Source organism: Streptomonospora alba, from assembly GCF_000826685.1.
Lineage (GTDB): Bacteria > Actinomycetota > Actinomycetes > Streptosporangiales > Streptosporangiaceae > Streptomonospora > Streptomonospora alba.
The window spans coordinates 105,142-131,365 of record NZ_JROO01000018.1; the positions used below are offsets into that span (position 1 = coordinate 105,142).

Annotated in this window: 23 protein-coding genes; 6 read left to right on the forward strand and 17 right to left on the reverse strand. The window is 72.8% G+C overall.

Annotation, left to right across the window (positions count from 1 at the left end; genetic code table 11):
• Positions 1-6 precede the first annotated feature (6 nt).
• The 4 genes from LP52_RS10655 to LP52_RS10670 all read right to left on the reverse strand — a co-directional run bounded on the left by LP52_RS10655 (position 7) and on the right by LP52_RS10670 (position 3,874).
• A complete protein-coding gene (locus LP52_RS10655) occupies positions 7-714 on the reverse strand; it encodes a CDP-alcohol phosphatidyltransferase family protein (RefSeq protein WP_052809717.1) in 708 nt (235 codons plus the stop codon).
• A 141-nt stretch (positions 715-855) separates the two neighbouring features.
• Positions 856-1,821, reverse strand: coding sequence for an ArsA family ATPase (locus tag LP52_RS10660; protein WP_084723103.1), 966 nt, complete (start codon positions 1,819-1,821; stop codon positions 856-858).
• 36 nt (positions 1,822-1,857) lie between these two features.
• Complete coding sequence (locus LP52_RS10665) at positions 1,858-2,133, reverse strand: cory-CC-star protein (protein ID WP_040272867.1); 276 nt, start codon at positions 2,131-2,133, stop codon at positions 1,858-1,860.
• Position 2,134: 1 nt separating this feature from the next.
• Entirely contained in the window at positions 2,135-3,874 is a 1,740-nt protein-coding gene (locus LP52_RS10670; protein ID WP_040272870.1) for a carbon starvation CstA family protein, read from the reverse strand.
• Between the two features lie 192 nt (positions 3,875-4,066).
• Between LP52_RS10670 and LP52_RS10675 the strand changes: the two genes are divergently transcribed.
• Entirely contained in the window at positions 4,067-4,879 is an 813-nt protein-coding gene (locus tag LP52_RS10675; protein ID WP_084723104.1) for a hypothetical protein, read from the forward strand.
• A gap of 156 nt (positions 4,880-5,035) precedes the next feature.
• Here the strand turns inward: LP52_RS10675 and thyX are convergent, their stop codons facing one another.
• The 4 genes from thyX to LP52_RS10695 all read right to left on the reverse strand — a co-directional run bounded on the left by thyX (position 5,036) and on the right by LP52_RS10695 (position 9,624).
• Positions 5,036-5,833, reverse strand: coding sequence for an FAD-dependent thymidylate synthase (gene thyX / locus LP52_RS10680; protein ID WP_040272873.1), 798 nt, complete (start codon positions 5,831-5,833; stop codon positions 5,036-5,038).
• Between the two features lie 328 nt (positions 5,834-6,161).
• Positions 6,162-6,302 (reverse strand): GPGG-motif small membrane protein, encoded by a 141-nt coding sequence (locus LP52_RS28345; protein ID WP_040272875.1) that lies wholly within the window; start codon positions 6,300-6,302, stop codon positions 6,162-6,164.
• Between the two features lie 65 nt (positions 6,303-6,367).
• On the reverse strand, positions 6,368-7,174 hold the full coding sequence (locus tag LP52_RS10690; protein ID WP_040272876.1) for an NAD-dependent epimerase/dehydratase family protein: 807 nt from the start codon (positions 7,172-7,174) through the stop codon (positions 6,368-6,370).
• Between the two features lie 188 nt (positions 7,175-7,362).
• Positions 7,363-9,624: an anthranilate synthase component I gene (locus LP52_RS10695; RefSeq protein WP_052809698.1), complete on the reverse strand. Its 2,262-nt coding sequence runs from the start codon at positions 9,622-9,624 to the stop codon at positions 7,363-7,365.
• Between the two features lie 344 nt (positions 9,625-9,968).
• Here LP52_RS10695 and LP52_RS10700 point away from each other — a divergent pair, with 344 nt between their 5' ends.
• The 3 genes from LP52_RS10700 to LP52_RS10710 all read left to right on the forward strand — a co-directional run bounded on the left by LP52_RS10700 (position 9,969) and on the right by LP52_RS10710 (position 15,352).
• A complete protein-coding gene (locus LP52_RS10700; protein ID WP_052809699.1) occupies positions 9,969-12,452 on the forward strand; it encodes a HelD family protein in 2,484 nt (827 codons plus the stop codon).
• 334 nt (positions 12,453-12,786) lie between these two features.
• Positions 12,787-13,683, forward strand: coding sequence for an alpha/beta hydrolase fold domain-containing protein (locus LP52_RS10705; protein ID WP_157036298.1), 897 nt, complete (start codon positions 12,787-12,789; stop codon positions 13,681-13,683).
• A 436-nt stretch (positions 13,684-14,119) separates the two neighbouring features.
• Positions 14,120-15,352, forward strand: coding sequence for an MFS transporter (locus LP52_RS10710; RefSeq protein ID WP_040272878.1), 1,233 nt, complete (start codon positions 14,120-14,122; stop codon positions 15,350-15,352).
• Here LP52_RS10710 and LP52_RS10715 read toward each other — a convergent pair.
• The 7 genes from LP52_RS10715 to LP52_RS10745 all read right to left on the reverse strand — a co-directional run bounded on the left by LP52_RS10715 (position 15,315) and on the right by LP52_RS10745 (position 20,986).
• Entirely contained in the window at positions 15,315-16,406 is a 1,092-nt protein-coding gene (locus LP52_RS10715; RefSeq protein WP_052809700.1) for a LacI family DNA-binding transcriptional regulator, read from the reverse strand. The two genes, LP52_RS10710 and LP52_RS10715, sit on opposite strands and share 38 nt — an antisense overlap.
• Before the next feature lie 162 nt (positions 16,407-16,568).
• On the reverse strand, positions 16,569-17,150 hold the full coding sequence (locus LP52_RS10720) for an SRPBCC family protein (RefSeq protein ID WP_052809701.1): 582 nt from the start codon (positions 17,148-17,150) through the stop codon (positions 16,569-16,571).
• A 25-nt stretch (positions 17,151-17,175) separates the two neighbouring features.
• Positions 17,176-17,526, reverse strand: a complete 351-nt coding sequence (locus tag LP52_RS10725) for an ArsR/SmtB family transcription factor (RefSeq protein WP_040272881.1) — start codon at positions 17,524-17,526, stop codon at positions 17,176-17,178.
• Positions 17,527-17,613: 87 nt separating this feature from the next.
• Positions 17,614-18,576, reverse strand: a complete 963-nt coding sequence (locus tag LP52_RS10730) for an aldo/keto reductase (RefSeq protein WP_040272883.1) — start codon at positions 18,574-18,576, stop codon at positions 17,614-17,616.
• Between the two features lie 134 nt (positions 18,577-18,710).
• Positions 18,711-19,355 (reverse strand): TetR/AcrR family transcriptional regulator, encoded by a 645-nt coding sequence (locus LP52_RS10735; RefSeq protein WP_052809702.1) that lies wholly within the window; start codon positions 19,353-19,355, stop codon positions 18,711-18,713.
• 153 nt (positions 19,356-19,508) lie between these two features.
• Complete coding sequence (locus LP52_RS10740) at positions 19,509-20,354, reverse strand: SAM-dependent methyltransferase (RefSeq protein WP_040272884.1); 846 nt, start codon at positions 20,352-20,354, stop codon at positions 19,509-19,511.
• A 68-nt stretch (positions 20,355-20,422) separates the two neighbouring features.
• Positions 20,423-20,986 carry a hypothetical protein gene (locus tag LP52_RS10745; RefSeq protein WP_052809703.1) on the reverse strand — a complete coding sequence of 188 codons (564 nt, stop codon included), beginning with the start codon at positions 20,984-20,986 and terminating at the stop codon, positions 20,423-20,425.
• A gap of 248 nt (positions 20,987-21,234) precedes the next feature.
• Between LP52_RS10745 and LP52_RS10750 the strand changes: the two genes are divergently transcribed.
• Together LP52_RS10750 and LP52_RS10755 are read left to right on the forward strand one after the other, a co-directional pair.
• Positions 21,235-21,882, forward strand: a complete 648-nt coding sequence (locus LP52_RS10750; protein WP_040272886.1) for a TetR/AcrR family transcriptional regulator — start codon at positions 21,235-21,237, stop codon at positions 21,880-21,882.
• An 89-nt stretch (positions 21,883-21,971) separates the two neighbouring features.
• The gene (locus LP52_RS10755) at positions 21,972-22,490 is read left to right on the forward strand and encodes a GNAT family N-acetyltransferase (protein WP_040272888.1); all 519 of its coding nucleotides are present in this window, start codon (positions 21,972-21,974) and stop codon (positions 22,488-22,490) included.
• Between the two features lie 247 nt (positions 22,491-22,737).
• Here LP52_RS10755 and LP52_RS10760 read toward each other — a convergent pair whose 3' ends face one another.
• Together LP52_RS10760 and LP52_RS10765 are read right to left on the reverse strand one after the other, a co-directional pair.
• Positions 22,738-24,318 (reverse strand): FAD-dependent oxidoreductase, encoded by a 1,581-nt coding sequence (locus LP52_RS10760; protein WP_040272889.1) that lies wholly within the window; start codon positions 24,316-24,318, stop codon positions 22,738-22,740.
• A gap of 499 nt (positions 24,319-24,817) precedes the next feature.
• A complete protein-coding gene (locus LP52_RS10765) occupies positions 24,818-26,056 on the reverse strand; it encodes an acyl-CoA dehydrogenase family protein (RefSeq protein WP_040272891.1) in 1,239 nt (412 codons plus the stop codon).
• Positions 26,057-26,224 lie beyond the last annotated feature (168 nt).

Genomic DNA, 26,224 nt, shown 5'->3' on the forward strand with positions numbered 1-26,224 from the left:
GCATTCTCATGGTGGGGACGTCGCTCCCTTCCTATCGCTCGTGCCGCTGGACGGTGGTCCGGAACCGCGGGAACCGCGGCCGGGAGCCGTCTGGTCCGACTGCGCCGGTTCCGCTTCTTCCCGGCTGTCGCCGCCGGTTGTGGCCGCTACCCCTGGCAGGGGCTTTTCACCCGTGCCGGATGGACGGTCGGCCCGCCGGGCCTGCGCGATCAATCGCCGCCCTTGCTCCGCGTACAGCAGTCCGGCCCACCAATAGATAGCAGTTCCCCAGATGGCGAACGCCCAACCCATAATCCGTGCCACATCGCCGACCATTCCGGCGTATCCGGCGATGAACAACAAAGGGAAGGAATAGAGCAGGCAGAGCGTGGCCGCCTTCCCGGCGAAATTCACCGGAAGCGTGCCGTAGCCGTAGTAGCGCAGCACCGGCAGCGCGAGCAGCATCAGCACGTCGCGCAGCACCAGCACCGCCATCAGCCACCACGGCACGATGTCGCGCACGACCAGGCCCAGCAGCGCGGCGAAGATGTAGAGGCGGTCGGCGGTGGGATCCAAAAGCGCGCCCAGCCGGCTCGCTTGATTCCAGGCACGGGCGATCTTGCCGTCGAGCCAGTCGGAGACCCCGGCGAAGGCCAGCACGCCCAGCGCCCACCAGTCGGCCTGGGGCACCAGCACCAACCACAGGAACACGGGAACGCCCGCCAGGCGCAGCATGCTCAGCAGGTTCGGCACGGTCCAGACGCGGTCGTCCGCGACGCGGCCCCCGGCGCTCGGACTCACTCGGCTCGCCACCCCACCTCCCAGGTGTACGAGTAGCGAGCTTACCCGGCCGGGGCTCGCGTTATAGCGGTGAGGTCACAGTGGCTCCGGCGCGATCCGGCGCAGCCGCTCGGCGCCGGTGGGCTCCTCGTCGCGCAGTCGGCAGCAGCGGATCCCGCGGTCGCCGAAACGGCTGCGCACCGCCTCCACGACCGCGGCGTCGGGGCTCTCGGGCACCTGATTGAGGACCACCGGGCCCAGGTGGAAGCCGGCCTCGGCCAGCTCCTCGGCGGCCCGATCGGTCTCGGCCAGCACCATCCGCCGCGGCAGCAGCACCAGGTGCACCGCGGCGTCCTCGCGCAGTCGGCGGGCGGCGCGCTCCAGCCGCTGCCGGCGGGCGCGCAGCTTCTCCAGCAGCGGGTCGGGCTCGGGTTCGGCGGAACCGCCGACCATGCCCGCGGCGAAGCGGTCGGCGTCCACGGCCTTCTCGCGCTGGCGCGCCAGGCCCTGCAGCCAGGGGGTCAGCAGCGCGGGCATGTGCAGCATCTTCAGCAGGTGGCCGGTGGGGGCGCTGTCGACCACCAGGCGGTCCCACTCGCCGGGCACCCGCTCCATGGTGTCGACGAGCAGATCGTTCAGCGCGGACTCGGCCATGCCCGGACCGGCCGCGGCGTGGTCGAGGTGGCGCTGAACGGCGGGCATGATCTCGCGCGGCAGCGCGGCGTAGGCGTCGTCGGTGACCTGCTTGACACGTCGGCGCACGGCGGCGTCGGCGTCGGGCTCGGCCGCCCACAGGTTCTCGGCGACGCGGCGCGGGGCGTCGCCCAGCCGTGTCTCCAGCGCATCGCCCAGCGAATGGGCGGGGTCGGTGGAGATCACCAGGGTGCGCAGGCCCCGGTCGGCCAAGGCGAGCGCGGTGGCCGCGGCCAGGGTCGTCTTGCCCACGCCGCCCTTGCCGCCGAAGAAGACGAGGGGGCGCCCGCCCGCGCCGATCTCCTCACCGGGGCCGGGGTCACCGCGCCGTGCGGTGCCGCCGGGCGGCGGGCCCGTGTCAGCGGCCACGCCCGCACCCCCCGTCTCGTCGGCCCGGCTCGGCGCTCAGCAGCACACTCCCTCGTCGCCGAAGGTCTCCCGACCCATGCGCTGATGCCATTCGTGCAGGTCGGCGACCATATACGGAATCAGATCCAGGGTCTCATAAGCGGCGGGATCCTCCACGCCCAGCGTCTGCAGCAGGACCATGGCCCGCAGCGTGTCCTGCTGAGTGCGGGCCTCGCGGCGCAGCACGTGGCGCCAACGGGAGGCGAACCACTCCTCGTGGAACTCCTCGATCCGGCGCCACGCGCTGCGCAGCTGCTCCCACCTCCCGGTCACGTCACTGGGCCTCGTCGGTTCCCGCGGTCTCCTCGGCCGAAGCCTCGGCGCCGGTCACCGTGCCGCGCTGGGCGAAGGCCCGGCGCAGTGCGATCGCGGCCTCGATGATCAGCCAGATCGCCAGCACGAAGATCGCCACGTCCAGCGGGGCGAGCAGGTACATCTGCATGGGCTCGCCGGAGGCGATGAACCCCTGCAGGTTCACGATCAGCGCCCAGGTGGTCATGACCACCAGGAACACCAGCGGCACCAGCACCGCGATCGGGTTGCGGCGGTTCTTGGTGACCCATACCGCGATCACCGACAGCGCCAGGCCGGCGGTGAGCTGGTTGGTGGTGCCGAACAGCTGCCACAGCGTGCCGAAGGCGAAGTTGCCCGGGATCAGCGCCAGGCCCAGCGGGATCAGCACCGCCACGGCGGTGGCCGCCGTCAGGTTGCGGGCCAGCGGCCGGAAACCGGTGATCTCGGCGATCTCCTGGATGATGTAGCGCTGCAGCCGCACGCCGGTGTCCATGGAGGTGGCGGCGAAGCTGATCACGACGATCGCGGCGAAGACGGCGCCCACCGCCACGGGCACGCCGAGGTTGTTGGCGAATCCGGCCACACCGTTGACGAAGTTGCCCACCGCGCCGTCGGAGGCGGTGGCGAAGTCGGTGTAGAGGTTGTCCCACTCGCCGGCGGTGGCGACCACGCCCGCCGTGCAGGCGAGGATCGAGCACAGCGCCAGCGCGCCCTCGCCGGAGGAGGCCAGGTAGCCCACGTAGCGGGCGTCGGTCTCCTTGTCCAGCTGCTTGGAGGTGGTGCCCGAGGAGACCAGGCTGTGGAATCCGGAGACCGCGCCGCAGGCGATGGTCACGAACAGCAGCGGGAACCACGGCGGCGAGCCGGCGGGCACGTCGTTGACCACCGGGGCGACGATGGCGTCCCAGCCGACGACCACGCCGAGGAAGATGATCCCCAGCGCCAGCACCATCTGCAGCTGGTTGACGTAGTCGCGCGGCTGCAGGAGCAGCCACACCGGCAGGCGCGAGGCGAAGAACGCGTAGACGAAGATCAGGACCACCCACAGCGTCTGGGCCGACATGCCCAGCGCCCCGGCCACCGGGGCCAGCGATACCGGCACCGCGATGCCCAGCGGGATGAACGCGTAGACGACGATCAGGCAGATGATCGAGGGGACCAGCGCGGCGGTGCGGCGGCGGTAGACGAGCTGGCCCAGGCCGATGGCCAGCGGGATGGTGACCAGCACCGGCAGCACGGCTTCGGGATTGCCGTCCAGCAGGATGCCGATGACCACCGCGAAGACCGCGTTGACCATGGTCAGCAGGAAGAACAGGATCAGCAGGAACAGCACCCGCGAGCGCGCGCTGATCACCTCGCCCGCCAGTGTGCCGATACTCTTCGCCTTGTGGCGCACCGATACCGCCAGGGCGCCGAAGTCGTGCACGCCGGCGGCGAAGACGGTGCCCAGCACCACCCACAGCAGGGCCGGGCCCCAGCCCCAGAAGACGGCGACGGCCGGACCCACGATCGGTGCGGCTCCGGCGATCGAAATGAAATGGTGACTGAAGACGATGTGCTTGTTCGTGGGGACGAAGTCGATTCCGTCGCGGTATGTGTGGGCCGGTGTCACGTACGCCGGGTCGAGCGCGTAGACGCGCTTGGCCAGGTACGCCGAGTAGTACCGGTAGCCCAAGGCGAATATCGCGAGGACCGCGACCATGACTACGGCTGCTGGCATTGGCTGTCCTTACGTCGCACGTGTGCACACGCGGCCTGCACCCCGCCCGATCCGCACATCGGCCCGGCGTCGACTGGAGCGGCCGATCGCCGAAGGCGCCGCGGTTCGGGACACAAACCATCGAAGATCGTTTAAAGTCATCAGAAATTAACACGCACTTCTTCGCAGACAAAGGGCCCCACCTTGCTGGACATGGTCACGGTTTGGCGGCGATCGACGGCCGCGGAAATGTGCTGGACCGGAACCGCCGGGCCCGCGGGGATCCCGGTGGTCCCGCTGGTGTGGGACGACCTGCCGTGCGTGGCGCTGCCCATGGCCCACCTCGACGCGGTCGACACGATGACCTCGGGGCGCGCCGCCTTCGCCGTGACCGATCCGGGCTCCGAGGAGGCCTCCGGCGGGCTCGTGGCCTCGGGGCCGGTCGACATCCGCTTCGACCTCGAAGGCGCGCGCTTCGTGGAGCACCTGCTGGAGCAGGAGATCGTCAAGCATCCGCCCACGCGGCTGCGCGCCGACGGGCTGATGGCCCGGCGGGAGAACTGGTGGTGGGTGCCGCGGGTACTGATCACGCTGACCGCCGAGGAGGAGGTGCGTGAGATCCCGGCGCGCCGGCGCGGCGAGGACGCGCTGCTGGTGCGCGCGGTCGGCACGGGCGCGGCGCCGCGGGTGGACACGGTCACCGCCCGCGCCTGGCCCGAGGAGCCCGGCGCCGAGGCCGAACTGTGGCGCCGCGACGGCGCGGCCCTGCAGGGTGCGGGCGAGCCGGCCTTCGCCTTCGCCCACCGCAACAGCCCCGACTTCGAACGCTGGGAGCGCTGGTACCGCTCGGGCCGTGCCGAGGGCGAGGCCCTGACCGTCGTCGAGGCGACCGGTTCCCCCGACCAGGAGCCCCCGCGCCCTTACAACCTGTTGGAGCGCTTCCGCAACCACCGCGACGTGGTCCGCGCCTGCAAGGAAGGCGTCGCCAAGGCGGAGGCCCGCGCCGGCCACCCCGGCTCCGGCTGAACCGGCGCACCGGCCGAGGCCCAGCGTTCACGCCGCGGCCCGCCACCGCCGTTGATCTTGTACCTACTGTCGCGGGAAAGCGATTACCATGGCGGTAGGTACAAGATCAACGGGGCTCACGGCTGATCCCTTGGCCAGGACGCCCGACTCGATGCCTCACACCTTGCGCCACTTGGGGACCCAGGCGCCGTCTTCGATCTCGTAGTCGCTGAACAGCGCCGGGGCCTCCTCGCGCATGGTTTCGCCGATCTTGCCGAAGAGCAGGCGGATCTCCTCCTCGGCCCCGGGGGCCGTGCGGGCCTCCAGGGTGTGGCGCAGGGTGCGGACGTTGGCGGTCCACACCAGGCCCGTGGCCACGCCCTCGGGGGCGAAGCGGCGCATGAAGGACGTGCGGTGCTTCTTCTCGGCGAACTTGACGCCTTCCTCGTCGAGGCCGAAGTGCTCGGCCATCCACAGCTGGAACCGCTCCATCTGGTCGAGCATCTCGGTGGCGCGCTTCATCAGCTCGGGGTCCTCGCGCGCCCACTCGGGGAACCAGAACGGCAGGTCGTCCAGCCGGACGAACCGCATCGACTCCTGGGAGATCGCGGTGCCGGGCCGGTGCCGCACCAGTTCATGGGTCATCACGCGGCTCACGTTGTGCAGCACGAAGCTGAAGCTGACGTGCTCAAGGACGGAGCCGTGCATGCTGGCCAGGAGGTTGCTCAGGTACTGGTCCTGGTCGGTGCGCACGCGGGTGACGTTGGGGTTGAGGCCGGGCTCCCAGGAGCGGTAGCACAGGCGGCCGGCGAACTCCGCGAGGTTCTGCGGGTCGTTGAGGGCGGAGTCGAGGTCGCCGCGGTCCAGCCGCTCCAGCCAGCTGTCCCCGCCGACGTCGGCGAGATAGCCGGCGATCTCGTCGTAGTCCAACTGCGGGCGGGCGATCAGATGGACCTCGGGCTCGACGCTCTTCACCGTGCTCTACTCCCCCATCGGCGGGCCGGCGGCCCGACACTCTGCTGCACCTGCCGCCGCGCCGGAGGAGCACGGCGGCCGCTGCAGGGCGGCGCCGGCGGTCGTCCGGACGGCGGTGTCCGTCCGAACCTAGCAAAACGCAGGCCCCGTGCCGCACCGGGCGGCGACGGGACCTGCGAAGAAGAGGGTGAAGGGGTAGCGGGGGCATACCGGATTCAACCCGGCGGCGCCGCTGAGGAGCCGGTCGGAGGTAACCCCGGTGCCCCGGTCGGTGTTCGGTTCGGCGTTTGCGCTCACGCGTCGGCGGCATTTGCGGCCGCTGCGCCGGCTAGCCCAAGTAGGAGATACCCGGAGCCACGACCAGGCCGACGACGATCAGCACGATGCCCCACAGCATCTGGCGGCGCACCAGCGCGAAGACGCCGGCGACGATGAGAACGATCCCTAGTATCAGCATGAGAATACCCATGCCCCCGCTACTATCCCCGGCGGTGGTCGCATAACACCGCAGATCCGCGCGGCGCCGCGGGCGGCTTACTCTCCCAGGTGGGGCAGCAGCGCCTGGGGCCCGGCGAAGTCGCCGCCCTGGGGCCCGCCGTGCCAGAAGGGGTCGTCGTCGGGGAATTCGGCCGCGTAGGCCGAGGCGTCGTCGACGGGCCGGTAGCCCAGTTCGCTCTCGGCGACGCTGAGGTCCCAGAACCGGCGGGCGTTGCCAGAGACCGCGTAGGCGGCGACGAAGTTCACGTTGGGCGCGGTGAGCGCGGCGCGCACGAAGCCGACGCAGTCGCGCGGGCTCAGCCAGGTGGCCAGGTGGCGGGTCTCGGCGGGCCGCTGCTCGAAGGAGCCGACGCGCAGGGCGACCACCTGCAGGCCGAAGGTGTCGGCGTACAGCTGGCCCAGAGCCTCTTCGGCCACCTTGCTGACGCCGTAGAAGCCGTCGGGGCGCGGCGGCTCGTCGGGGAAGACGTGGTGGTGGATGGGGTAGTTGCCGGTGACGCGGTTGCTGGAGAACAGCACGACGCGGTCCACCCCGGCCTGGCGCGCCGCTTCCAGGACGTTGAGGCTGCCGCGCACGTTGGCGTCGAGCAGTTCGTCGAGGGGCGCCTCGTCGGCGAGCCCGGCGAGGTGGACGACCGCGTCGGCGCCGCTGAAGGCCTCCCGCAGCGCGGCGCGATCGGCGATGTCGGCGTTGACGGCGGTCTCGGCGTCGCCGTCGGGTTCGATGTCGGCCGTGTCGACCAGTACCAGGTGGTCGGCGTCCTCACGCAGCCCCTCGCGCACGGTGGGGCCGATCTTGCCCGCCGCTCCGGTGATCACGACCCTGCCAAGTTTCACGTCCATGCTGCCGAGCCTATGCGCGAGCAGCCGTGCCGGGCACACGCCCGCCGATGCGGCGAGCCGAGCACAGGAGCACCGGCCCGGGCCTCGGGTTCACCGGCCCGGGCCTCGGTGGGCGCCGGGTCCGCCCGGACCCGGCGCCCACGGCGGGCGCGGCACCGCCGACGTCGCCCGCCGCTCGTGCGCGCGGATCACCGCGCCATGCGCAGGACCCGTTCGACGATGCGCTCGCCCACACCGGCGGTGAGGATCGACTCCGGGTGGAACTGCACCGCCCACTTGCGGGCGGCGGGATCCTCGACGGCCATGACCACGGGCGCGGCGCCCTCGTCCTGCACGGCGGCGGTGACGGTGAAGCCCTTGACCCGCTCGGGCGTGGTGTAGGTGGAGTGGTAGCGCGCGGCGGTGAACCCGCCGTCCTGGCCGATGTCCGCCAGCAGGTCGCCGCCGCTGATGCGCACCCGCCCGGGCTTGCCGTGTACGGGCTCGTCGAGGGTGAGCAGTTCGCCGCCGGCGTGCTCGACCATCGCCTGCAGCCCCAGGCAGACGCCGAAGACGGGCAGGCGCCGGGCGTCGAGTTCGTCCAGCAGCGCCGAGGCGCCGAAGTCGGCGGGCAGGCCGGGCCCGGGCGAGAGCACGACCAGGTCGGGGGCGAGGGTGTCCAGCAGCGCGGGGTCGAAGCCGTGGCGGAGCGTGGTGACGTCGGCTCCGTGGCGGCGCACGTAGTCGGCGAGGGTGTGGACGAAGGAGTCCTCGTAGTCGACCAGCAGCACCCGCATCCCGGCGCCGGCGGGCTCGGTGGCCGGTCGCGGCCGCGCAGCCGGTTCGGCGGGCCGGGCGTCGGCGGCCTCGTCGAGGGCGAGGGTCTCCAGCAGGGCGCGGGCCTTGAGGAAGGTCTCGCGCTCCTCGGCGTCGGGGTCGGAGTCGTGCAGCAGGGTGGCGCCCACCCGCACGGTGGCGACGCCGTCGCGGATGTGGGCGGTGCGCAGCGTCAAGCCGGTGTTCATGGACCCGTCGAAGCCGATGGCGCCGACGGCTCCGCCGTACCAGCGGCGCGGCGTGGACTCGTGCTGCTCGATGAAGCGCATGGCCCAGGTCTTGGGCGCGCCGGTGACGGTGACCGCCCACATGTGGGTGAGGAAGGCGTCCAAGGCGTCGAACTCGGGACGCAGCCGTCCTTCGATGTGGTCCACGGTGTGGATCAGCCTGCTGTACATCTCGATCTGGCGGCGGCCGATGACGCGGACGCTGCCGGGTTCGCACACCCGCGACTTGTCGTTGCGGTCCACGTCGGTGCACATGGTCAGCTCCGACTCCTCCTTGGCGGAGGTGAGCAGGGAGCGGATGTTCTCGGCGTCGCCGAGGGCGTCGTCGCCGCGGCGGATGGTGCCGGAGATGGGGCAGGTCTCGATCCGCTGGCCCTCTCCCGGGCTGCCGCTGACGCGAACGAACATCTCCGGGGAGGCGCCGACGAGGTACTCGCCGTCGCCGAGGTTGAAGAAGAACTCGTAGGGCGCGGGGTTGCGGGTGCGCAGGTGCTCGTAGAAGCGGGCCGGGGAGTCGCAGGCGCCGTAGGTGCGGTGGCCGGGCACGACCTCGAACAGGTCGCCGCGCACGAAGCGCTTCTTGGCCTCGGCGACGATGCGGGCGTAGCTGCCGGGCTCGGGCGGCGGCGGGACCTCGGCGGTGCGCACGGCCGGGGTGGGCTCGGTGGTGCGCTGAAGGCCGCGGGTCGTGCGGGCGGCCGTGCCTCCGGCGGCGCCGTGGTCGCCGGGGACCTCGGGCGCGGTGAACTCATAGGTGTAGCGCAGGCAGGTCTCGCGCTTGCGGTCGTGGACGATGACGGCGTCGGGCAGGTGCAGTACCAGGTCGCGGTCCTCGGGGTTGCGCTCCAGGACGGGTTCGACGGGCTCGAACTGGAAGGCGAGGTCGTAGCCGAAGGCGCCGTAGAGCCCCAGGTGCCGGTCGTCGGGGGCGGAGAACAGCGCCACCGCCGACCGCAGGACCGAGAAGACGCTGGGGCGGCGGCTGCGCTGCTCCTCGGTGAAGAACTCCCCGGGCGCGGGTTCGGCAACGGCGACCTCCACGGACTCCCCGGCGCGGTGGTCGGCGTCGCCGTGTTCGGCGAAGGCTCCGGCCAGCAGCGGCAGCAGCACCCGGCCGCGGTCGTTGAGCGCGGTGGCGGTCACCCGGCGGCCGCGCGCGGCGATCTCCAGGCAGGGGTCGACGTAGCCCATGTGCCAGCGGCTGTAGCGGCCGGGGTACTCCATGCCCGACGACAGCACGCCGCCGCGGCGGTGCTCGACGGAGGCCACCAGGGCGGTGAGGGTTTCCGGGTCGCAGGGCGCGGCGGTGCGTTCGACGGTGACGCCGCCGCCGGTGCGGTAGGTGAAGCTGCGGGAGTCCGAGGGCTCGCTGCCCGGGGATTCGGGTGTGCCTGTCGGTGTGGTCACGGCCGGTCCTTTGCGCTGGGCTGGGCGGTTGCACGGGGATCCGCGCCGAACCGGGGCCGGAAACGGCGAAAGCGGCCGCCGGTACGGGCGGCCGCTGGGCTGAGCTGGGGAATCGCGTACCTGCAGGCGCCGCCTAGGAGCGGCGCCACCACAGTTGCCGAGCGGACGCGATTCGCATGGTGCCGAGCATAACGCATGGCGTCCGCGGCGCGGGAGGGGAACAGGCGGGGCGGCCGGAGTCGTCGGCGCGCGGAAACCGGCGCGTGTGAACGCCGCCGTGGTACGCTGGAGAGCTATCCAGGTCTGCCAAAGCGCACATATCGCTACTCAAGGATACCACCAGCATGGACGAAGTTCAACACAGCGGTCGGGGCGGCGAGCGGGAGGACGGACGCGCGGCGGCCATCCGCGCCGAGCAGGGCTACGTCGACCGGCTCTACGCGCGCCTCGACGTGCTGCGCGGACGCACCTCCGAGACGCTGTCGGCGGCGTTGGGGCGCGGCGGGGGAGGAGGCTACGCCGCCCGGACGGAGCGGGAGGCCCAGGCTGAGGAGACCGCCCGGCACATGACCCGGCTCAACGCGGTGGAGAACGGCCTGTGCTTCGGCCGCATCGACCTCGACGGCGACGGCTCGGCGTCCGAGACCCTCTACATCGGCCGCATCGGCCTGCGCGACGAAGACCACGAGCCGATCCTGATCGACTGGCGCGCGCCGGCCGCGCGCCCCTTCTACACGGCCTCCCCCACCTTCCCCGACGGCCTGGTGCGCCGCCGCCACCTGCACCTGCGCGACCGCACCGTCGTCGACATCGACGACGAGGTGTTCGACCTCGACGGACTCACCGAGGACGACCGCCGCGGCCTGGTCGGCGAGGCGGCGCTGCTGGCCGCGCTGAACCAGGGCCGCACCGGGCGGATGGGCGACATCGTCGCCACCATCCAGGCGGAGCAGGACCGCGTAATCCGCGCCGGCCTTCCCGGCGCTCTGGTGGTCCAGGGCGGCCCGGGCACCGGCAAGACCGTCGCGGCGCTGCACCGCGCCGCCTACCTGCTCTACACCCACAGGCGGACCCTGGAGCGCCGCGGCGTGCTCGTGGTGGGCCCCAACCCGACGTTCCTGCGCTACATCGGGCGGGTGCTGCCCTCCCTCGGCGAGACCGACGTCGTCGTCCAGACCGTCGGGCAGCTCTACCCGGGGGTCGCGACCGCCGACGAGGACGCCCCCGCAACGACGGCGGTCAAGGGATCGCTGCGCATGGCCGCAGTCCTGGAGGCGGCGGTGGCCGACCGCCAGCGCGTACCCGAGGAGGACCTGGTGGTCGAGGTCGAGGGGAGCGAACTGCGCGTGTCCCACGACATGTGCCGGCACCTGCGCGACCGCGCCCGCGAACTCGGCTTGGCGCACAACCAGGCCCGCAAGCTGTTCGTCAACGAGATGCTGTGGGAGCTGGCCCGCGCGCAGGACGAATGGCTGGAGAAGTCGCTTCGCGACGCCGAGGCCCTGCTGGAGGAGGCCGGCCAGGCGGACCAGGCCGGGCTCTCCGAACTGGAGGACCCCGACACGCGGCTGCGTAGCGAGGAGGACACCGAGTATGCGCGCGAGCAGCTGTGGGCCGACCCCGCTGTGCGCGCGGCCGTGGACGGGCTGTGGCCCCCGCTCACGCCGCGACAGGTCGTCGGCGATCTGCTGAGCGATCCGGACCGGCTCGCCTCGGCGGCCGCGGGCGCCGAGCAGCTGTCGGCGGGCCAGGGGCTGACCGAAGACGAACGGCGGCTGCTGCTGCGCCCGGCCGACGCGCCCTGGACGATGGGAGACGTCCCCCTGCTGGACGAGGCCGCCGAACTGCTCGGAGCCGACAGCGAGGAGCGGGCGCGCGAGCGCGAGGCCCGGCAGCAGCGGCAGGAGGCCGAGCGCAAGGCCCAGGACGTGCTCGAATACATCGGGACCTACGAAACCGGGATGATGGTCGACTCGGCCGCCGAGCTCACCGACCGGCAGGAGGAGACCTCGGCGCTGACCACGGCCGATCGCGCCGCCGCCGACCGCACCTGGGCCTACGGCCACGTCATCGTGGACGAGGCCCAAGAGCTCTCGGAGATGGCCTGGCGCACCGTCATGCGGCGGGTGCCGGCGAAGTCGCTGACGGTGGTGGGCGACCTCGCCCAGACCGGCAGCGCGGCGGGAGCACGCTCCTGGGAGGAGGCGCTGGGGCGCTACGTCGGCGGTCGGCTGCACGAGGAGCGCCTGCTGGTGAACTACCGGACCCCGGCCGAGATCATGGCCGTGGCGGCCGACGTGCTCGCCCGGATCGCCCCCGAGCTGGAGGTCCCCGAATCGGTACGCGAGGGCGGCGACGCCCCGCGGGCGGTGCGGGTCGGCGGTGGCGGCGCGGTCGGCGAAGCCGCCCCGGAGCCGGAGAAGGCGGGCGGCGGTCTGGCGGAGCGCCTGCCGGAGCTGGTGTCCGCCGATCTGGCGGCGATCGGCGAGGGCCGCCTGGCCGTCATCACCCCCGCGACCCGCCACGCCGAGGTGGCCGCCACCCTCCCGGACGCCGCCGCGGGGGCGGACCCGTCGGCGCTGGACTCCCCCGTCGCCGTGCTCACCCCCACCCAGAGCAAGGGCCTGGAGTTCGACGCGGTCGTCATCGTCGACCCCGCCTGCATCCTCGCCGCCTCGGCCTCGGGAGGCCGCGACCTCTACGTAGCGATCACCCGCGCCACCCGCCGCCTGACAGTGGTCCACGAGGGCCCGCTGCCGGACATGCTCGCGCGCCTGCGCGCAGAGGACGCAAGACCGGAAGCCGAAAAGGAGCGCGAACACGCGTAGGGCCGGAGGCCCGGGGCGGCGGGGGTCGGGGGCGGGTGCCGCGGACGGTTCGGGCGCATCGGAGGGCCGGGCTCGACGGATACCCGCCCTGCCGACGAGGGCCGGGCACCCGACCCTCGACTTCCGCCGCCCTCGTCTGGTCCAACCCCGCGCCGACAGGGCCGACCTTCGCGAAGCCCGGCCCCCGCCGCCGTCCCGCTGCGGTGAGCGCGGTGCCGGGCTGCGCGAGCCGCAGCCGGTCGGCCGTGTTGGCTGCGAAGGCCGATCAGGCGGTGGAATCGGGACGGCCGCGAAGCGCGTTGCGGAACCCTTCGGCGGCCGATAGACCCGGAGCATGGACGTCAACCACATCACCGCAGAACCGGACCCCGACACGGCCGTCGCCGCGTACACGTCGCAGTTGGCGAGGCTGGATGCTCCTCCCGCACTGCCCGGCGACGCCGAATTGGGGCCGGCGCTGCCCGAGGCGGCCGACCTGCCCGCTGTCCGGGTCTCAGCAGCCGGGGCGGCACCCGCTGCGGAAGGGGTGGTGATCTATGTCCACGGCGGCGGGTTCGAGCATCGCACGCCGAAGGTGATCAACCTCGTCGCCCACCGCTTCAGCCGGGCCGTCGGACGTCCGGTGCTGTCCGTGCACTACCGGCTGGCGCCCGACCATCCGTACCCGGCGCCGCTGGAGGACGTGCTGACCGTCTACCGCACCGCACTCGACCAGGGCGTGCCCGCCGAGCGAATCGTCCTGCTCGGAGAGTCGTCCGGCGCCGCGCTCGTACTGTCGGCCCTGCTCGCGATCCGGGACTCGGACACGCCCCTGCCCGCGGGCGCGGTGACGTTCTCCGCGATGACCGACATGACCGTCTCCAGCCCTTCCGTCGACGCGGACCCGCCCCACGACGCCGTCGAGCGCGCCATGCTCACCGACCTCATCGGCCGGTACCTGGGCGGCGCGCGGGCGGACGAGGCGCCGCAGTCGCCCCTCCACGGGTCGCTCGAAGGCCTGCCGCCCCTGCTCATGGCGGTGGGAGGTGCCGAGGCGCTGCGCGACGACACCCTCCGCTTCGCCGAGTCGGCCGACGCTGCGGGAAGCACCGTGGAGGTGGACGTCTACGACGCGATGCCGCACGTCTTCCACCTCCTGACCATCGACGAAGACGATCCGACGGGCGGGAAGGTGCTGGAGCGCACCGGGGCCTGGATCGCCTCCCGGATCCGCGGTGCTGGAAGCGCCTGAGCAGGTGCGGACGGCGGCGGGCCGGTGACCGTGCAGCGGTCGGGGCGGTACCGCCGCTCCCATGCCGACCGTGGTCGCTCCCGCGCCGTCTGCCCGCCCCTGCCCCGGCCGGCCGTCCGTTCACCGGCCGCACGACCGCACGTCCCCCGTCCCGACCATGGCGCTCCGGAGCCGGTGCCCCCTCGGAATACCCGGCTCGGCCGCATCTCCGCAGCTGCCGCCCGCGCGGCCGCCCCGCCGCTCCCCGCCCGAGCGGGGCCGCTTCCGTGGTGACGGGGCGCTCCGGCCGGTCCCGCTGCATCCCCGCCGCTCCTGAGGTATCGAACCCCGCCCCCGCGCTTGCCGGTCGCACGACGGGTGTGCCAACCTGCCTACGGTAGTACTACGTAGTACTTCCGCGCCCCTCCGCCGCCCGCCTGCAACCGAAGGACCGCACGTGCTGCAGCCGTATCTCGCCCTGCTCCGCAAGCCGCATGTCTTCGCGGCTCTGGCGACCAACATCGCGGGCCGGCTGCCCAACGGCATGGCGGTCCTCGCGCTCACGCTGCTGTTCCGGCACGAGGGCGTGGACTTCGGCGTCGTCGGCATGCTGATCGCGGTCTACGGCGTCGGTACCGCGGTGGGCGGGCCCGTGCTGGGCAGGATCGTCGACTTCTACGGCCAGCCGCTTGTGCTCGTCACAAGCGGCGCGGCCTCGGCCGGCGCCTTCATGGCGCTGGCGCTCGCTCCGGGGGCGCCGCTGGCGGCGACGCTGCCGCTGACGGCGGTCGCGGGGGCCCTGACCCCGCCGCTGGAGTCGTGCCTGCGGTCGGTGTGGCCCACGCTCGTGACCGGAGACAAGGAGCGCGAGACCGCCTATTCGCTGGACGCCGCACTGCAGGAACTCATCTTCGTCGCCGCTCCCCTGCTGGTGAGCGCGGTGGTGGCGCTGTTCCTGCCGATGCACGCCGTGGTCGCCACCGCGCTGATCACCGTGGTCGGCGCCGCGGTCTTCGCCGCCCTGCGGCCGGTGCGCCGGTGGCAGCCGGTCCCGCGCAAGGCGAACTGGCTGGGGCCGCTGATGGAACCGCAGGTGCGCCGCGTGCTGGTGTGCTTCGTGTTCGTCGGGGCGGCGCTGGGCGCACTCGCCGTGGGCGCCGTCGCCTATTCCGAGGAGACCGCCGGGCGCGACGTCTCCGGGATCCTGCTCAGCGCCAACGGCTTCGGCGCGCTCGTCGGCGGCCTGACCTACGGTACCGTCCGGGTCCCGCTGCCCCCGGCGCGGCGCTTCCGCGTGCTGCTGGCGGGGATGGCGCTGTGCTACCTGCCGCTGCTGCTCTTGCCCGGTCTCGCGCTGATGACTGCGCTGGCGGCACTGTCCGGCCTGTTCCTGGCACCCGCTCTGGCCTGCACGTTCCTGCTGCTGGGCCGACTGGCGCCGCAGGGCACGACGACCGAGGCGTTCTCCTGGCTGATCTCGGTGTTCATGTGCGGCAGCGCGCTGGGTACCGCGATCGCCGGTGTGGCCGCCGACGCAGCGGGGGCGCTGGGCGTCTTCGCCGTGACGGGCGCGGTGACGGTGGCCGCGGCGCTGCTGTCGCTGCGCGTCAGCAGCGATGCGGCGACCGGGGGTGCGGCGGAGGCCGCCGAGGTCAGCGGCGCGGCGCCGGATCGGCCGGCGGAGCCGTAGAGCCGCGGATGACCAGCCGTGCGGGAAGCCGCACGCCCACCCCGCTGTCGGCACCGCCGGCGCCGTCCGCGGATTCGCCGTCCTGTCGGCCCGGGTCCGGTGCCGCCTCCGCCGGCGCCCCGCCGCGCGGCTCCAGCCGGGCGATGAGCCGGCGCATGCCCGTCGCGCCCAGTTCCTCGCCGGGAAGGTCGACGGTGGTCAGCTCCGGCGTGACGGCGGTGGCCAGGTCGACGTTGTCGATTCCGGTGACCGACAGGTCGTGGGGAACCGACAGCCCGCGCGCCTGGGCGGCCTTGTAGACGCCGACCGACAGGACGTCGTCGTCGCAGACCACCGCGGTGAACGAGGGCCGGCCGCCGGAGTCGGCCGAGGACAGCAGCGCGCCCGCCGCCTCGCGCGCGCCGTCGAGGTCCAGGGCCGAGGCCGCGTGCACACGGCGCATGCCGCGCTGTGCGCACGCCGCGTCGACCGCTTCGGTCCGCTCGCGGAAGGTGGCGGTGCGCACCTCGGATCTCAGATGGGCGATGGAGCGGTGGCCGAGCCGGTACAGCAGGTCGACCAGCTCGGTCAGGGCCGGTGCGATGTCGAACCGGACCGAGCCCTGCCCCTGCGGCGGTTCGGCGTCGAGCACGACGGCGGGGACGGGCTCCTCCAGCGGTCGGCCGCCGTCCTGCAGGGAGCACGCGAGCACGGCGTCGATCTGCTGGCCCGCCACGTCGGCGGCGACCGAGTCGAGGTCGCGCTGGACGGAGAGCACCACCTGGTACCCGGCCTCGCGGGCCGCGGCGCGCGCGCCGGTGAACACCCGCGCGAAAAAGGGGTTCACGATGTCGGGGACGGCGATGAGCACCATGCGCGGTCCGCCCACGCGCAGTCGCCGGGCGTCGGCGTTGGGCCTGAACCCGAGCCGGCGCGCGGCGTCGAGCACGGCCCGCTGTGTGCGCTCGCCGACCCGCCCGCTGGCGGCCCCGCGGAACACCAGCGAGACGGTGGACTGCGAAACCCCGGCCAGTCGGGCGACGTCGTGGCTGGTGGGCGCTTTGCCGTTGCTCACGCACAACACCCTAGACGGGTGAGCCGGCGGACGGGATCCCGGCGCCGGTCACCGGTGCCGTGCAGGTGCGCGGCGACGCGGCACCGCGCGCCCACCCTCGGCACCGCCTCCGCCGCCGACGCCCGGCAGCTCGTCCCGGCGCCGCACCCGCGCCCACCGGCCCTACTCCGGCAGGGCGCCCTCCGGTGGGCCGATGGTGCCGGCTTCGGGCCCGAACCTGGCGATGTAGGCGTCCATCAGCTCCCGGAACCGGCCGGCGATCTGCGGCGGTTCGCCCTCCAGGTGGGCGACCAGGGCGTCCAGGCAGACGTGCCAGCCGGTGGTGTCGCGGGCGGCCTTGCCCAGCTCGTCGAAGGTGTCGGTGAAGACGAGTTCGGTGCCTTCGCCGTCGGGGCGCAGCTCGATGCGCAGGACGTCGCCCTCCCAGTCGAACTCCAGCAGCCGGGGCGGGTCGTAGGCGATCATCCGCCCGTGCATCGGCTCGTCCACGCCCTCGAAGTAGAACCGCAGCTCGGCGCCCGCCTCGCGCGGACCCTCGATGCTGCTGGGGAACCAGGCGGCCAGGTGCTCGGGCTCGGTGACGGCTCGCCACACCTTCTCCGGCGGATGCGGCAGGCGGCGCACCAGGCGGACCGTCCAGCGGTCCCCGGTCGGCGCGAGCCTGCCGTAGGCCTCGTCCGCTTCCTGCTGTCCGCTCGCTCCGCCCGCCGCTTGCGGGTCTCGCGCGTCGTCGCTTGCGTGCACGTCGGCACCCCCCTGTGCGCCCGCCTCAGTCGCCGTCGGGCGATCGAGCGGACTCCTCGTTCCGGTGATCGTCGTCCATGGCGGAGAGATGGCGTTCGAGGTCGTCGAGGCGGGACTCCCACAGCATCCGGTACGGCTCCAGCCACGCGTCCAAATCGCGCAGCGGCTCGGTGCGCAGCCGGTAGAGGCGGCGCTGGGCCTGGGACCGCGACTCGACCAGGCCGGCCTCGCGCAGGGTACGCAGATGCTTGGAGACCGCGGGCTGGCTGACGCCCAGCCGGTCGACGAGCTCGCCGACCGGCTGCTCGCCCCGGCGCAGCACGTCGAGGATCCGACGCCGGTTGGGCTCGGCCAGGACCTCGAACACTCTTTCCATGGCACCAAATATGCACCTATAGGAATATTTCTGTCAAGGCATAGAAGGCGTCGTTCTTCCGACCGCGCACTGCGCCGGCGCGCGACCTCAGCGGGCCGCGTCCAGGCGGGCGCGCTGGTCCTCGGTCAGCTTCAGGTCGTCGGCCTCCAGCACCTCGTCCAGCTGGGCCACCGAGCTGGCCCCGACCAGCGGGATGACGGGCTGGTCCAGCCCTTGCAGCCAGGCCACCACCACCTGGTTGCGGGTGGCCCCGGTCTCCTCTGCGACCTCGTCGAGCGCCGCCAGCCGGCGCGCGGTGCCGGGATGGTCGTAGGCCGCCGGCAGCGCCTTGTCGGGCCGGGTGTAGGCGCCCGAGAGCAGCGGCGAGTAGGCCAGCATCGTGTGCCCGTTGGACTTGGCGAAGTCCAGCAGCTCGGGGCCGGCGTGCACGTGCCCGCTCTCCGGCAGGGGAACGTCGAAGCGGGGCTGCAGGTAGCTGTAGCGGTACTGCAGGACCTCGTATCCGGCGCGGCCGCCGGCGGCGGCCGCCGCGCGGGCGCGCTCCAGCCGCCAGGCGGCGTGGTTGCTGGCGCCCAGGAGGCCGACCGCGCCCTCCTCGACCAGGTCGGCCAGGGCCGACATCGTCTCCTCCAGCGGCACCGACCGGTCCTCCAGGTGGGTGTAGAGCAGGTCGACGCGGCTGCGGCCCAGCCGTTCCAGAATGCCGGAAGCGGCTTCGCGCACGGCTCGCACCGACAGCCCTTCGGCGGCCTCCAGCCCCGCTCCGGCCTCGGTGGGCCGGGCGCCGAGCTTGCTGGCGACCACCACGTCGGCGTCCCGGGCAGCCAGCCAGCGGCCCAGCACCTCCTCGCTCTCGCCGCCGCGTCCGCCGTCCACCCAGAAGGAGTAGGCGTCGGCGGTGTCGATGAAGGTGCCGCCGGCCTCGACGAAGCGGTCCAGGATGGCGTAGGCGTCGTCCTCGCCGACACTGGTTCCGAACGGCAGGGCGCCCAGGCAGATCGAGCTGACCTCGCGCCGGGCCGCTCCGGTTCCGATGATGCGTGTGCGCATGGGGGTCCTCGTTCCACGCCCGAGTGGGGCGGTACGGGTCGTCGATGCCCCGGGGGGTCCGCGGCGCGCCCGGGGCCGACCGGCGCGGGTGCGGCCGGTCGGCCCCGATTCTGGCGCCCGGCACGTCCTTCGGGTCAAACGCTTTTCTCCGCCCCGGGTTCCTGCGCCGGCCGGGGACCGGTGATCGCGCCGACGACGGCCGAGGTCAGGTCGTCGATGACCGTCTCCGCAGCGACCTCGGGATGCTCCAGCCACCACTCCCCCGCCGCCTGGACCATGCCCACCACCGCGTGGGCGGTGATCTGGGCCCGCACGGGGTCGGCGACGCGCAGGTCGTCGCGCAGCACCCCGGCCAGCTCCTCGCCGAGGCGGCGCACCATCATGCCCAGGTCGCCGCGGGTACGCGGGTCCTCGGAGGTGGCGCGGTCCATGAGGAACCGGTACAGGTTCAGGTTGCCGCGGATCATGCCCAGGTAGGCGCCCACGGTCGCGCGGGTGCGCACGCGCAGCGAGGACCCGGCGTGCAACTCCCCGCGGACGCGTTCCATCAGGGGGTCGACGTGGCGCTGGGCCAGAGCGCGGTACAGGCCGCTCTTGTCGCCGAAATGGCGGTAGAGGATCGGCTTGCTGATACCCGCCTCGGCGGCGATGGCCGACATCGAGGCGTCGGGTCCGTCGCGCTGGATGACGCTGTCGGCGGCGTCGAGGATGGCGCGGCGGCGCGCGGGGCTGCGGCCGCGGCCTGAAGCGGCGGTCTGCGGTGCGGGTTGGGAAGCCACCCGTCAGACGTTAGCGTCCGGCCGCCCGCTGCGCAGGCCCAGGGCGGGGCCCCGCCCGCCCGCACGAGCGGCGACCGGCGGCTCCCCGCGGCCCGCCGGGTCGGGCGGCGCGCCTCCCCAACGGTCCACGGCGCGCCCCGCGTGCTCGCGCCGTCAGTCCTTGCGGGCGATGCCGCCCATCATGATGCGCTGGTGGGGTTCCAGCTCCTCGACCTCGGGCACCGGGCGGTCGGGGTCCTCGGGGTACCAGCGCGAGTGGAAACGCAGGCCCGGCTCGACGAGCGGGTAGCCGACGAAGTGCCGGCGGATCTCCGCGGGGGTCCGGACCCAGCCGTTGCCCAGTGTCTCCAGCCCCGCGCGCTCGATGGCCCTCTGGACTTCCTCGCCGGTGTCGGCGAAGTCGGTGATGAACAGGTAGCTGCCCCCCGGCATGGCATCCATCAGCTCGGCGACCTTGCCTCGGGGGTCGTCGGCGTCGCTGAAGTGCATGAACAGCCCGACGATCATCAGGGCGATCGGGCGGTCGAAGTCGAGCATCTCCGCCACGTCGGGGTGGTTCAGGATCTCCTGGGGCCGGAAGAAGTCCGCGGTGACCACGGTGGTCGAGTCGTTCTCGGCCAGCAGCGCGCGGCCGTGCGCGAGCACGATGGGGTCGTTGTCGACGTAGACCACCCGCGCCTCGGGGTTGATCTCCTGGGCGACCTCGTGGGTGTTCTTCTCGGTGGGCAGGCCGCTGCCGATGTCGAGGAACTGGTCGATGCCCCGGCGGGCGAGGTACTGCACGCCGCGGATCAGCCCGGCGCGGTTGTCCAGTGCGGCGCCGCGCACGTTGGGCACCTGCTCGGCCCACACGACGGCGGCGTCGCGGTCGACCTGGAAGTTGTCCTTGCCGCCGAGGATGGCGTCGTATACCCGGGCGATGGTGGGCTGGCTCATATCGAGGTCGGGCGGGAATGTGCCGTCGGATCCGGGGTCGGTCGTTCCGTCTGTCGCGCTCATCGACGCCGCCTTCTTAGCGTTCGCGGGGGGTGAAACGCCCACATCGTATGACGTGGCCGGGCGCTCCACTACCGATTCTCACGATCGCGGATCACAGGCCCGGCGGGCTCCGGCAGGCTCCTCGGACCCGCGCCGAAGGCGTCCGCCGCGAGCTGGGCGAAGCCGGCCACCCCCGGAAGGCCGATCACCCAGCCGCACAGCGCCCAGCCCAGGTGGATGTGCTCCATGGCCCGGGCCAGAGCGGCCACGCCGCTCGCGCGCACCCCCGCGGCGCTCTCGTAGGTGGGCCGGCGCGGCCGACCGGGGTGCGTCTCGGCGGGCAGCAGGCGCAGCGCCACCGGCTCGCGGGCGGCGAGCCACCCGCCCAGTCCCGCGCACATGGAGCAGCTCTGGGCGAGGTACAGCGTGGCCGGCGTGCGGCCCGGCCAGGGGTGGGACCGGGGAAGCCATGCGCGCACGGCCGAGCGGTAGGCGAGCCAGCGCGTGCCGTGCGCGCGGCGGAGCTGCTCGCCTTCGTGCCACGCGGCCAGCCCCGCCGCGTAGGCGGCCGCGGCGACCGAGCCCAGCAGCAGCCGCGCGTCGGCGAACAGCGCGGCGCAGCCGAGGTAGCCGACCACGACGGAGAGCTGCATGGGGTTGCGCGAGCAGCGGGCCCCCGAGCAGCAACCGGGCACGCTCGGTCGTCCACGGGCCGGGCCGCTGCTCCTCAGGCGGCTCCGGGGGTGGTCCGTCGGGGTCGGCGTCTCCGGTCATCCCGCCTCCTTCGGCTCGTCTATTCATCGCTCGTTTTAATCGAGTGATTAAACCGTATGCTGAAGGAGCCCGGTGGGGGAAGGGCCGACCGGAACCGGACGTCGGACGGACGCGAACGAGGAGGACCGTGGCACGAGGCGGGGCGCACACACGCCGATCCAGCGAAGAGACCCGCGAACGGCTGGTCGCCGCGGCCGGCCGGGTGCTGAGGGACGAGGGCTACGCGGGCGCATCGGCGCGCACCATCGCGGGGGCCGCCGGGGTGAACTCGGCGCTCGTCTTCTACCACTTCGGCGGGGTCGACCAGCTCCTCTTCGCCGCCCTGGACCGCTCCTCCGCGGACCGGATGGCGATGTACAGGCCCCTGGCGGCCCGCGCCACGACCCTGGAGGAGCTGGTCGAGGCGGCGATCGAGATCTACCGCACCGACTTGCGGCACGGCTACATGGCCGAGTTCTCCGAGCTGGCGGCCGCCGCGGTCACCAAGCCGGAACTGCGCGCGGAGATCAACACACGCGCCGACCCCTGGATCGCGTTCGTCGAGGAGCACTGGGAGCGCGTCGTCGGCGGCTCCCCACTCGGGCGGCTGCTGCCCGCGCGTGAGGTCGCCCACGGCGCCATCACCTACTACCTCGGCGTCAACCTCTTCTCCGTGCTGGATGAGGACAGCAGCCGCACCGAGGCGGTCTTCGGGCTCGCCGGCCGGCTGGCCCCGCGGGCGCGGCTGCTGACCATGCGCCTGCCCCGCCGCTCCGCCCCCGCCGAGGATCCGTAGCGCCGGGCGGGGCGGAGCGGAACTCCGCGAACGCGCCGGCACTGCACACGAGGGCCCCAGCGGCTCTCGGCCACCGAGAGGACGGCCCTGTGTTCACCATGCGCCCCGCCACCGGCGGCGACCCCGACGCCGTCGCGGCGATGATCCACGCGCGCTGCGACTGGATGGAGGAACGCGGCCTCCCGTCGTGGCGGGAGAACGTCGGGGATCTGGCCGGGCAGGCCGCGAGCGGCGCCATGTGGGTTCTCCAAGCCGGCGGGCGCATCGCCGGGTGCACCACGGTCCTGCCCCAGGCGCCGCCTGGGGACTGGACACCGGAGGAGACGGCCGCCCCCTCCCTGTACCTGTTCACGACGGTGACCGACCCCGCCTACCGCCGGCACAGGCCCGGAACGCTCATCACAGCGTGGGCGGTCGACCATACGGCACGGCACGGCCGAGCCTGGGTCAGGCTCGGCTGCTTCTCCCCCGATCTCGCGCGCTACTACGAACGGCAGGGATTCACGCTGGTACGCAAGCGGCAGCGCGAGGGGGTCCCCCTGTACCTGCTCGCCCGCCGAGCGGAACGCCTCGACCTCGACGCGCTCGGGCTGAGCGGCGGCACGTAGGGCCGGAGCCCGGCCCCGCCTCGCTCACCCCGCATCGCTCGGCATACACACCCGTCGAGCGTCGGCACGCCCTCCGGCGCCCATCCGGGAGCGACCGGTGAAACACGGGAACACCGCCCCGCCCACCGGCCCTGCACGCGTCGGCAGGACATGGGCACCCGGGTATGCGCTTCGTACCGGATGGACCGCCCGAGCGGGCCGACCGCGGTGGTGCGGCCGGCCCGGCGCGCGTTCGGCTGCTGCGGGATCAGGTCGCGTCGTCGGGCAGGGGCTCGATCGACTGGCGGTGCCGGAACACGTTGTGCGGGTCCCAGCGCGTCTTGACCTTGCGCAACCCGGGATAGGCGTCCTTGTAGTACAGCTGCGCCCACGTCTGTTCGGAGTAGTTCCAGTCGTCGTCGGCGAGATCGGCATCAGGATAGTTGATGTAACAGCCGTCGGTTACGGCGTCGTCGCCGCCGATCTCGGGCACCCCGTTCGTCTCGGCGAAGGTCGCGGCGTAGGTGTCGCGGATCCACCTGATGTGGGTGGACTCTTCGGGATCACCCGTGGTCCAGTACACCTGGTACTGCATCTTCAGGATCGAGTCGCGCTGCGCGACGGCGGTGGCCGCGGGCGCGACCTGGTTGATCCGGCCGCCGTAGCTGTCGATCTGGATCACCGCACGGGGGTTGTGGTACTCGTCGTAGTCGCCGCCGTTGCCCAGGCAGGCCCACATCGCGTCGATCTGCTCGTCGTTGAAGGGCTTGCGGATGCAGGCCGACTTGTACTTTCCGCGGCTGTTCTCACCCGACGAGTTCAGCGCCTGAGTCGCGGTGAGCCAGGGCATGACCCGCGGCGCTTTCGCCCCCTTGACGGCCGGGTGGTCGCCGGTGCCGCTCTTCTGCTCCTTCGACTCGGGCGTGATCGCACCGTCGACCGCCCTCAGGAACTCGTCCATGGCGAGCTTTCCGGGGTCGTTGTGGTCGGGGCTCTCGCAGTCGACCTGGGCGGTGAGCAGGATCTCGCCGTTGCTGCGGTGGTTGAGCTTGAGCAGAGCGAAGAGCCGACCGCTGTGCGTCGCGGGGTCCTGGTTGTCCCGAAAGTACTCGCCGTAGGCCTTGAGCAGCTTGCGGAACTCGGTCTGGTTGAAGTCCGCCCACTTCCAGGCGCGGCCGCACAGCCGCACGAACGTGGGAGGGTGGGGCAGATCGCGGAACCACAGCTTGGTGAGGATCCCGAAGTTTCCGCCGCCTCCCCCGGTGTGGGCCCACAGCAGCTTGCGGTGGTCCTCGTCCTTGTCGTCGGCGGTCGCCCGGATGCGCCGGGCCATCCGGTCGCGGTCGGCCACCACGACCTCGACGCCGTAGAGGTAGTCCACGGTGAGCCCGTGCTGCCGAGACAGCAGGCCGAACCCGCCGCCGGGCACGTGCCCGCCGATCCCGACCGAGTAGCAGGAACCGCCGGGCAGGGTCACCCCCGCGGTGGGATAGAGGTGGCTGTAGACGTGCCAGTTGGTGGCCCCGGCCTCCACGCAGTAGGCCTCGACGTCGCCGTCCCAGTACACCTCGTGCATCGGGCTGGTATCGAAGATCACCCGGACGTCGTCGCCGCACACGAAGTCCTCGTAGCAGTGCCCGCCGGAGCGGACCGTGATGCGGCCGGACTCGTCCTTGCGCTCGTCCAGCGCCCGCTGGAGCGCCTTCACCGCGTCGTCGGAGGAATACACCATCCGCACGTAGTCGGGCCTGGCGATCCACCGCTGGTTGAAGCCGCGGCTCAGGGCCGGATACCGGGGGTCGTCGGGGCGGATCGTCTCGCTGGACAGTTCGGGGGTCGCGCCATCCATTTCCGTGTCACCTAACGTGAGGAGAAAACCACCCTGCGGATATACCCCCTCGCGACCAGCGGAAAATCCGGGATCACGCTCACACTGTAAGAGGTCCGGAAAGCGGATGACCGCAACCGGGGCCCCGGAACGGCACCCGTCGGCGGTACCGCCCGGGTGCGCCATTCCGCGCCGATGCCGGCACCGGCCGTCCCCGGTCGGTGCGCCTTCAGCGACCGCGATCACGATCGCCCGTAACCCCGCCCCGTCCCGCGAGCACGGGACCGAAGCGCCCGGCGCTGTTCCGCAGCCCAGGCCGGAGCACCCGGCCCGCACACGGCTCGCGCTGACGGCCCCGGACGGGGCCCTCCCGGAGCGGGACCGGTCGGCGGCCGTGCTCGGCCGCCCCGAAACGCGAAGCGGCGCCGCGCCCGTCCCGGCGCGGGACGGGACGGGACGGGCGCGGCGCCGTAGTCCGGGTGCTGCGTGCTCGCTTCGCACAGTCGGGACCGCCGAAACGTCACCGCACCGGCAGGCCGGTGACCGCGCGGCCGATGATCAGGCGCTGGATCTCGCTGGCGCCCTCGAAGATGGTGAAGATGGTGGCGTCGCGGTGCCAGCGCTCGACGGGGTACTCGCGGGTGTAGCCGTTGCCGCCGAGGATGCGGATGGCGTTCTGGGTGACCCAGGTGGCGGTCTCGCTGGCGTAGAGCTTGCTCATCGAACCCTCGGCCTGGGCGAACTCCTTGTCGTTGCGCGCCATCCAGGCGGCGCGCCACACCAGCAGCCGGGCGGCGTCGATGCGGGTGGCCATGTCGGCCAGCGTGAAGGCCACGGACTGGTTCTCGGCCAGGGGCTTGCCGAACTGCTCGCGCTGGACGGCGTAGTCGCGGGCGTACTCGTAGGCGGCGCGGGCGCAGCCGACGGCCATGGCGCCGACGCTGGGGCGCGAGGCCTCGAAGGTCTTCATCGCGGCCTGGCCCTTGGACTTGCGGCCCTCGCGGGCGCGGGCCAGCCGCTCGTCGAGGCGCTCCTTGCCGCCCAGCAGGCACCTGCCGGGCACGCGCACGTCGTCGAGGACGACCTCGGCGGTGTGGGAGGCGCGGATGCCGTGCTTGGAGAACTTCTGGCCCTGGGAGAGCCCGGGGGTGCCGGGCGGGACGACGAAGGTGGCCTGGCCGCGCGAGCCCAGTTCGGGCTCGACGGAGGCCACGACCACGTGGACGTCGGCGATGCCGCCGTTGGTGGCCCAGGTCTTGGTGCCGTTGAGCACCCACTCGTCCTTGGCCTCGTCGTAGACCGCGCGGGTGCGGATGGCGCTGACGTCGCTGCCGGCGTCGGGCTCGGAGGAGCAGAAGGCGCCGAGCTTGATGTCGTCGGGACTGCCGAACATCTGCGGCGTCCACTCGAAGAGCTGCTCCTGGGTGCCGTTGCCGGCCACGGCCACCGCGGCCAGGGCGGTGCCCGTGATGGACAGCGCGATCCCGGGGTCGCCCCAGTAGAGCTCCTCGAAGGCGACGGGGATGCCCACGCCGCTGGGCTCAAGCCACTGGTTGGCGAAGAAGTCCAGCGAGTACAGCCCGATCTTGGAGGCCTCCTGCAGGATCGGCCAGGGCGTCTCCTCGCGCTCGTCCCACTCGGCCGCGGCCGGGCGGATGAAGTCGCGGGCGAACCCGTGCGCCCAGTCGCGAACGTCGCGGATGTCCTCGTCGAGTTCGAGGCTGAACCCGGAGGCGGGGGTGTCGGCGGTCTCGCTCATCTGCACTCGTCCTAACTCGTCCTTCGGCGGGCGGCCTGGGCCGCGCGGGGCCGCAGCGGGAGGGAAGCGGCTGGTCGGATCGGGGCCCGGCACCGGCGGTCGTCCCCGCAGGTGTTACCAACGGTAACACGAGGGTTCGAAGGCGGGAAAGCACGCTCCCCCGCACCG

Excerpts from the sequence above, each read along its gene's own strand:
- LP52_RS10745 (WP_052809703.1), bottom strand. The coding sequence starts at position 20,986 with ATGCAGCTCTCCGTCGTGGTCGGCTACCTCGGCTGCGCCGCGCTGTTC.
- LP52_RS10725 (WP_040272881.1), bottom strand. The coding sequence starts at position 17,526 with ATGGAAAGAGTGTTCGAGGTCCTGGCCGAGCCCAACCGGCGTCGGATC.
- LP52_RS10670 (WP_040272870.1), bottom strand. The coding sequence starts at position 3,874 with ATGCCAGCAGCCGTAGTCATGGTCGCGGTCCTCGCGATATTCGCCTTG.
- LP52_RS10705 (WP_157036298.1), top strand. The coding sequence starts at position 12,787 with ATGGACGTCAACCACATCACCGCAGAACCGGACCCCGACACGGCCGTC.
- LP52_RS10740 (WP_040272884.1), bottom strand. The coding sequence starts at position 20,354 with ATGAGCGCGACAGACGGAACGACCGACCCCGGATCCGACGGCACATTC.
- LP52_RS10700 (WP_052809699.1), top strand. The coding sequence starts at position 9,969 with ATGGACGAAGTTCAACACAGCGGTCGGGGCGGCGAGCGGGAGGACGGA.
- LP52_RS10760 (WP_040272889.1), bottom strand. The coding sequence starts at position 24,318 with ATGGATGGCGCGACCCCCGAACTGTCCAGCGAGACGATCCGCCCCGAC.
- LP52_RS10765 (WP_040272891.1), bottom strand. The coding sequence starts at position 26,056 with ATGAGCGAGACCGCCGACACCCCCGCCTCCGGGTTCAGCCTCGAACTC.
- LP52_RS10675 (WP_084723104.1), top strand. The coding sequence starts at position 4,067 with ATGGTCACGGTTTGGCGGCGATCGACGGCCGCGGAAATGTGCTGGACC.
- LP52_RS10655 (WP_052809717.1), bottom strand. The coding sequence starts at position 714 with ATGCTGCGCCTGGCGGGCGTTCCCGTGTTCCTGTGGTTGGTGCTGGTG.
- LP52_RS10690 (WP_040272876.1), bottom strand. The coding sequence starts at position 7,174 with ATGGACGTGAAACTTGGCAGGGTCGTGATCACCGGAGCGGCGGGCAAG.
- LP52_RS28345 (WP_040272875.1), bottom strand. The coding sequence starts at position 6,302 with ATGGGTATTCTCATGCTGATACTAGGGATCGTTCTCATCGTCGCCGGC.
- LP52_RS10730 (WP_040272883.1), bottom strand. The coding sequence starts at position 18,576 with ATGCGCACACGCATCATCGGAACCGGAGCGGCCCGGCGCGAGGTCAGC.